This is a genomic window from Anaerococcus lactolyticus S7-1-13 (assembly GCF_000758765.1).
Taxonomy (GTDB): Bacteria; Bacillota; Clostridia; order Tissierellales; family Peptoniphilaceae; genus Anaerococcus; species Anaerococcus lactolyticus.
Genome location: NZ_JRMW01000010.1, coordinates 1 through 7,913 on the forward strand (window position 1 = coordinate 1; position 7,913 = coordinate 7,913).

2 protein-coding genes are annotated in these 7,913 nt (G+C 36.8%); both read left to right on the plus strand.

Annotated elements, in window-relative coordinates:
* The coding region (locus tag HMPREF1630_RS09595) for a hypothetical protein (protein ID WP_037325973.1) at positions 1-229 on the plus strand (229 nt) is incomplete at its 5' end.
* A 642-nt stretch (positions 230-871) separates the two neighbouring features.
* Positions 872-7,723, plus strand: coding sequence for an InlB B-repeat-containing protein (locus tag HMPREF1630_RS00380; protein ID WP_037325975.1), 6,852 nt, complete (start codon positions 872-874; stop codon positions 7,721-7,723).
* Positions 7,724-7,913: the final 190 nt, after the last annotated feature.

The window sequence follows — 7,913 nt, forward strand, 5'->3', positions numbered from 1 at the left end:
CGGTCTTTTTTTGTCCAGGAAAAAAAGAGAAGGCTGGGGGCTTATTTCATTAATTAGAGATCCTGGGTTTATGGGATTCCTCCCGTACGTTCGGAATGACGAAGAAAATGGATCTAATGATATTATTTGTCACGAATCGTCATGTCGAGCGCATGCGAGACATCCAATGAAGAGGGGTCTTATCTTTGTGAGATTCATCACTCCGTTCAGAATGACTGGAGATGATTGACGAAAAATAAATATCCCATGAATGAGGGGTCCTATCTTCGTGAGGTTCCTCACTGTGTTCGGAATGACTTGAGAAGATGGATGAAAAATAAATATCCCATGAATGAGAGGTCCTTTTTTATAAGGTCCCTCCTCCGACTTCGTCGTCGTTCGGGACGGCGATGTGGAAAGTGACAATAAAACCCAAGGCGCCATGTCGAGCGCATGCGAGACATCTTGCGAATGAGGGGTCCTGCCTTTGTGAGATTCCTCACTCCGTTTGGAATGACTGTAGATGATTGACGAAAAATAAATATCCCATGAATGAGAGGTCCTTCATTCATAAGGTCCCTCCTCCGACTTCGTCGTCGTTCGGGACGGCGATGTGGAAAGTGACTAAAAATTCACAAGCGCCATGTCGAGCGTACGCGAGACATCTTATGAATACGAGGTCTTGTCTTTGTAGGATTGCCCACTATATATTTTGAATTATAAGCATTTTTTAATGAGAAACCAAGAAATATTTATAAAAAAACCATATTTTTCTAAAAAAATGAGATAAATAACAAAAAAATCAAAAAAACTTTATGAAAAATCTATATTTTCCTAAAAGATGGGTGTATAATAAAAAAATAAAAAATCTAATATGCAAGAAGGATAAAGAATGAAAGTAGCGAAAAGAATTTTGGCATTTGTCACTTCACTAACTATGGTTGCATCAAATATTACACCAGTTTTCGCAGGAAAATTTGAGAGCGAATACAATGATATAAATAAAGACAAGAGGTATCCCCTAGTGGATAAGACGATCATTAATAATCTTCCTAATAAAGAAATTTATGATCTAAAAGAAGGGGATAGCATCACCAATCCTGACGAGCCAAGTGTATATACATACAGGTGGTCTTACAAAAGACCGGTAACTGGAAGACGAACTAATTTCAAGGAAATGGAGCTTGCCTCTCAACCCTATGTAGCAAGTGTTGGGGAAAATGCGAGCGATGAAGAAAAAGCCAAGGTAAATTACAATCTTAATCCACCAACACTTAAGGGCTACAAAAAGCCAGACGGGGAATATATAGCAAGCTATGATTTCATAAGAAAAAACGCTAGCAAAAAAGAAGGCTTGCTACATAATGGCACAAGGGATATAAACTACGAGCCTACTATTAATAACGGTATCAAGGTAAAACACTTATTTCAAAGTTTGAAAGATAGAGACCTATATGAAAACCTTGAAGGCGAAAAAGAAATTATAACCATACAAAAAAATGCATTTGGAGACTTTCCTAAGACGGGACAAAGATTGAAGCTTGATAATCTTTTCAATTTAAAGTTCGGATGGCCAATAGACTATTCTGAAATGGATTTTGTGAAGTTGAAAGAAAAAATCAAGGGATTCGAACCAGAAAAAAATGCTGACAATCTGGAAATAATTGTACCAGAAGCTACAAACAGTCCCTTCGTAATCTACTACAACAGAAAGAGCTTCCAAGTAAAAATAAACACTGACGGGGGAACTTATATCCCTGATATGACCCTCTTTTATGGTCAAACCATCCCAGCAGTAGCAGAGACACCTAAAAAACCTGGGGCAAGCTTTGCTTATTGGGTAGCAGATAAGGATATTTGCATAAAGGATAAGAGTGGGGAAGAAAACATAATACAAGCTAATACCCCTATTGATATGACAAAATATCAAGAAGGCTTCCAAAATGCTATGCCAGCAGAAGATATCACCTTCAAGGCCATTTATAAGGAAAATGATAAGGCTGAGTATTCGGTGGAATTTTGGGTAGAAAAAGCAGATTATGATGACAAAAATCCAAAGCTTGACCTCAAAGATAAGTATGAATTTGTGGGAAACCGTGTACTTACAGGTAAGACAGGATCCGTTCCAGATATAGCCAGTACATCCAAAGATGGTATAGCCTTTCCTGACCTAGACAAGGCTAGGCTAAATAAAATTTATAAGGATAGTGCTGAGTTTGATAAATATTTTAAGTATAACAAGGAACTAACCGACAGTCAAAATCAAGATGTATCCAATGAAAAGGTGGAAGATGATTCTGGCGAATCGGTCTACAAAAAAGTCTCTAGAACCATAGACGCTGCTGGCAATACCAGCTACAAAATCTACTTTGATAGGCAAGTCTACACCCTCTACTTTTCAAAGTTAATTACGGAAAATGATAGTGAAAATCATTTTTGGCCTATTATTACAAAGGATGGCAAGGTCTATGACTCTAAAAAAGGCGAACCTTATAGCTTCAAGGCTCGTTTTAACCAAAACTTGCAAGGCTTGTGGCCAGATCCAATCGAAAATGTCAAAGGCTACCCTGAAGATTATCGTAGTTTGGGTTGGTCGGCCTTATGTAAGGATAAAACAATTCATTATAGGGACACCCCACCCTATAGGCTAACAGCAAATGACTTCCTAGATCCTAGCGATATTAAAGGAAAAGCTGCTTACTCAAAGACCCTTCCCCTTGGCGATGCTGGCGAAAGGCCATTAGGAGAAAGGGAGATGTGCTTTGGTATAGATTCAAGTAATCAAAGCAGACCCTTCCAAGTTCAGTTTATTATGGATACCTATCCTGGTTTCGAAGTTGAAGGTGAACATGTAGAATCCCTCCACGACTTCTCCCTACAATATAGGAAATTTGATACCCCTATAGCTGATTATGGTTTCACTCCGCCTGATATAGAAGGCTTTGAGCCAAAAAATGAGAAAACAACAATAAAAGGAACGATGGATGTGTATGATTGGGAAGAACTAAATGATGAGGATAGTGATAGGTTAGAGGAATTTAAGACCTACCTAAAATTTATAGGAGCCCCAAGAGAAGATGTAAAAAACTATAAAGACCTCTATAATGAAAAATATAAGATAAGATTCTTAGGTCAGTTTCCTGAAAAAGTTGAGAATGATCAAGAAGAAGAGAATCAAGAAGAAAATAAGGAAGAGAATAATCAAGAGGGCAATCAAGAAGATAAAAACAAGGAAGAAAATAATCAAGAAAAAGAAAATGTTCAACCGATAGAATTTAATGACAATGCCAATCTAGAATTTGAATATTCACGCAAGTCTTACACGATAAACTTTAACAATGACCCAAGAAAGGTTAGGGATTATACTTCCTACAAAGATTCAGAAAAAGAATCAGTCCCTTACCAACATCCACTAAGGTGGCTAGACGGAGTTTACAACTTTGATTATGATAAGTCTGATGAAGAAAACAAAGAGGCAAGGGAAAAATATGATCAAGAGCATATCATAGACAATAGGGTTCCAGAAAAGCCTGATTGGGTGCCAGAGTCTTGGAAGTTTTTGGGCTGGTCTTTGAATCCAGAAGGAACAACCCTAGTTAAGGATGGAAATTATACCATGCCTGCCCATAATATTACCCTTTATGCTAAATGGGGATGTGATACTGATAGTAAAGTTACTTTCGATTTAGGTTTGGATGCTGATGAAGCTACTAATTACATGATAAAGCCGATAGACCTAAAGAGCAGTAAGTATGAAGTTGGCGATGATGTAAGGACTAGCATTAAGGAAAATAAGAAGTACAAACTTCCAACAGAAGATGAGACTTCGACTTCTGGCAAGCAAGTCTTTATTGTAGAGAATGGATTAGCTATAAAAGCTCCATCCGTTCCTAGAAGACCGGGTTATGATTTTATGGGTTGGGAGCATGTCATATTTAAAAAAGATGGTGAAGGAAAAAATACTGGTGAAGTGGATGATTCTTTCAAAGAAAAATATGGTCTACCTCGCCAATATACTTTCGAAAGTGAAGTTTATTCGGATGTTTATTTAAAGGCTATTTGGGCAAAGAATAACCTCTATGATGTTAAGATAACAGATCATATATTGGATGAGGACCTAAATGAAGTTAAGACAGAAACTAATGTTTTGGAAAATCAAAGAGAGGGTACTTTTGCCTTCTACTTTGCAAGACTTCAAGGCGAAAAGCTAACCCTAGTAGCAGACAAGGAGTTTGATCAAGCGCCAGATGATGTCAAAAACACCTTTAACCAATACAGGGATAAGATTAAAGAGGAATCTGAAGGCGCGACCGATAGCATTAGTAATTCTGCTAATGAGATAAATACCTACTATCAAAACGTCAAGGTTGATACAGTAAAATGTCCTATGGCCTATAATCAATTGCAATTTTTCTACAAGCCATATCGTAAGAGGGAATATAAGGTAAATTACCTTCTTGTAGATAATAAGGCCGACCTTAGCGATACAAGTAAATACCCTAGTGTTGGCAAGCCAGATTCAAGCTTGACCAAGCCAATAATAGAACAGGATGAAATATCAAATGGTAACAGGCACTATGATGCGAGAAACTTTAGACCAATCCCAGGCTTTAAACTTGTAAGTAAGCCTCAAATTCAGCTTGTTTTCGAGCTAAATGAAGAAAATAATAAACTCCTAAGTATAAATGGAGTAGATGTAGGAGATAATTTAGAGAATGCTCAAGTCAACTTCTACTATAAGGATATTAGGCTTATCAAAGATAAGTACGATAAGCCACCTAAAGGCTATCATAGGATAAGCTTTGTAGCAAAAGACCACGGTTCATTCGGCAAGGATGAGAATGGAAAAGAAATCAAGGAAGTTCATTATGATGTTATTGATGGTTTGTATTTCTCAAAAGTTCATGTTCCTACAAATAATGGGAAAAAAGATAAAAATGATGCAGACCTTCTAGCAGATCCAGGTTATCAAATCGGTAGCTGGTCGCAAAAAGATAATCCTGCAACTGGCTTGCTTGATCCTCACACAGTCATTACTAGGGATTACACCTTCGAGATTAGTTTCATAGATAAAAAGTATCCTGAAATAGAGCCTATCAAGGTCTTTGAATCATCAAAAAATGAAAATGGATATATCAATAACTTTTTGCCAAAGACAGCTGATTATGATAAGGCACTAGTAGAGTTTATTAAAATGGATAATTACAAGTCTTATGAAATACTTGATGATGAGAAGGCGATTTATGAGAAGCTAAAAGAAGATGATGTTTATAATAGTAAAGTCTCCGATCCAGAGCCAATCAAAACAAGTATAAAAGTTAAAATTTCTTTCAAAGATAAGACAAGCAAAGAATTTGATATACCAGTTTTAGTTTACAAAAATATTTACAGGGCCTTGGATAATAAGGGCAAGGTAAATATCCTCAAAAAAGATAAGTTCTTGAAGGATTTTGTAAAAGTTACAGTTGACCCAACAGAAAAGGCTGTTGATAAGCAAACAAAAACTTATTATGTAAATCCAAAAGCTTATGTAAAAATCCCAGAAGCGAATAAACCAGTAGGAATAAAACCTTATATTTTTGAGAAATGGACTGTTAAGGCTAATAATAAAGAAACCGACTTTGATATGACTAAGCATCATAAAATTGCTGGCGAAATTGTTATTGTAGCTAAGTATTCTACAAAATCTAAACCAATGCCACAAGGAGTAAGCGCAGAAACGGTTGTGACCTATATTGGAAATAATCCAGAGCTTGAGAGGTATAAGCAAGCTATAAAGGAAGGAAAACTTTCTGATAAAAAAGATGTTACAGAAATAAAAGCTTATGAAATAACTAAAGAACCTGATGTAAGCGCAGAAGTTCTAGATCCTGAAACCAAGGTAACAAATAACGAAAACAAAGAAGTGTACAAAAATTATGCAACTCTTAAGCTTACCTATAAGTCTGGTGACGTTAATTACGTTGATATACCGGTTAAAGTCTTAGAGAAGGTAAAAAAAGTAGTAAATGAAACTGATATACCAAAAGGTTATGAAGATTACCTCTTGGTAACAGTGGACCCTACTGAAAATGCAACAGATTCATCTAAGTCTTATTATAGGGTTAGGAAAAATATTGAAGTTACTATCCCTGCAAATTCTCCAACAGGTAAAGAAGGCTATACTTTTGTTAAATGGGATAAGGATTTGACCTATAGCTTTAATGATAACACTACCATTAAAGCTATTTATAGCCATCAAGTCCCTTGGACACCTATAAAGCCTATTCCAGAAGCAAATGGTGGCGTAATAGAAACCTTTAGGGGTGCTAGACCAAATATAGACGATTATAAGAATAATGTTAAATATACCATAGAAGTTAATGGAGAAAAATTTGAGAAGACACTAGGAGCAAAAGATAAATTAGAATTTATCGGAGAAGTCAACCCAGATAATGTTGATGTAAGTACTCTTGGAGATAAGAAAGTACCAGTTAAGATAGCTCTTGAAGATGGAACAAGCGTCCTTACAGACCTTATAGTTAGGGTTGTTGATAAGGTATATCCTGAAAATACCACAGAGCCTATTCCTGAAGGTTATGTAAACCTCTATATAATACCAACTGATGATAATCAAGATAAGGCTCAAAGAGCTTATAAAGTTCATCCGAATGTTGATATAAGTATATTAGCAAATGGCAAACCTGATGCTGATATCAATTTACCTGAGATTAATCCAGTTAATGGAAAGTCTTTCTTAAGATGGACTATTCAAAAGGGAATAAACACTAATTGGAATGTATTTAAGGATGGCAATATTCAGTTTAGTGAAAAAACTAATTATATAGTTGCGAAATTTGTTGATAATGTTGTTTCAGGAGATCCAGATGAAACAAGACCTGATGTGCCAGCTGACTTTGTAAAAGTCATTGTAAAAAGAGATAAGGATACGTTAAACCCTAAAAAGACAGTCTATTGGGTTAAGAAAGATACAGACGTTATGATTAATGAGGTGGACGAATCAACTGCACAAGACTATGTATTTGATGGCTGGAAGTACCAGGATGGAGATGATGAAAATAATCTTAAGGAAGATGCGAATAAAAACTTTAAATTCTCTGATCAAAGTGGGCAAGTATGCCACAAATTCGACAAGGCTTTGACAGTAATCACAGCTAAGTACAGTAAATTTGACGTTGGTCCAAACGTGGGAGGAGGTCCAGTAGGTAAGGGATCAGATGATGAAAATCCTGGAGGAGATACTTTAGGTGGAGGCACATACCCAAACCCAGATGGAGACAAGCCAAGTGATAACAAAGGTGGAGATGATACTCCAAGTGATAATAAAGGTGGAGATGATACACCAAGTGATAACACTGGTACACCAAATCCTAGCGATTCTGATGGAGGAAATCCAGGAGATAAGCCAGTCGACAAACCAGGGGACAAAACAGGTGACAAGCCAGGGGAAAATCCAAAAGACAAAGGAAATAATCCAAGTCAAAAGGGTGGTAATGAAATAGTTGAAATCCAAGCGAAGATAGACCAAACTGTGAAAACAGTAGGAAATGCTGCAGGCAAAATAGCAGGAAGTGTATCAGCAACTGTAAATAGCGGAGTAGCCGGTACAAAGAAAGCCCTAGCCAAAGTATTAAATCCACGCACAGGAATTATAACAAACTATGAATTCTACCTAGGATTGATGGCAGCATCAAGTGTCGGACTGTTCTTTACAAGAGAAAAAAAGAATAAGGACGAAGAATAAAATCAAAAGATCGTAAGCAAGAGCTTGCGGTCTTTTTTTGTCCAGGAAAAAAAGAGAAGGCCGGGGGCTTATTTCATTAATTAGAGATCCTGGGTTTATGGGATTCCTCCCGTACGTTCGGAATGACAGGTGGGCTTGAAAAGTCAAGCTCTAACTGTCATGTCGAGCACATGCGAGACATCCCATGAAT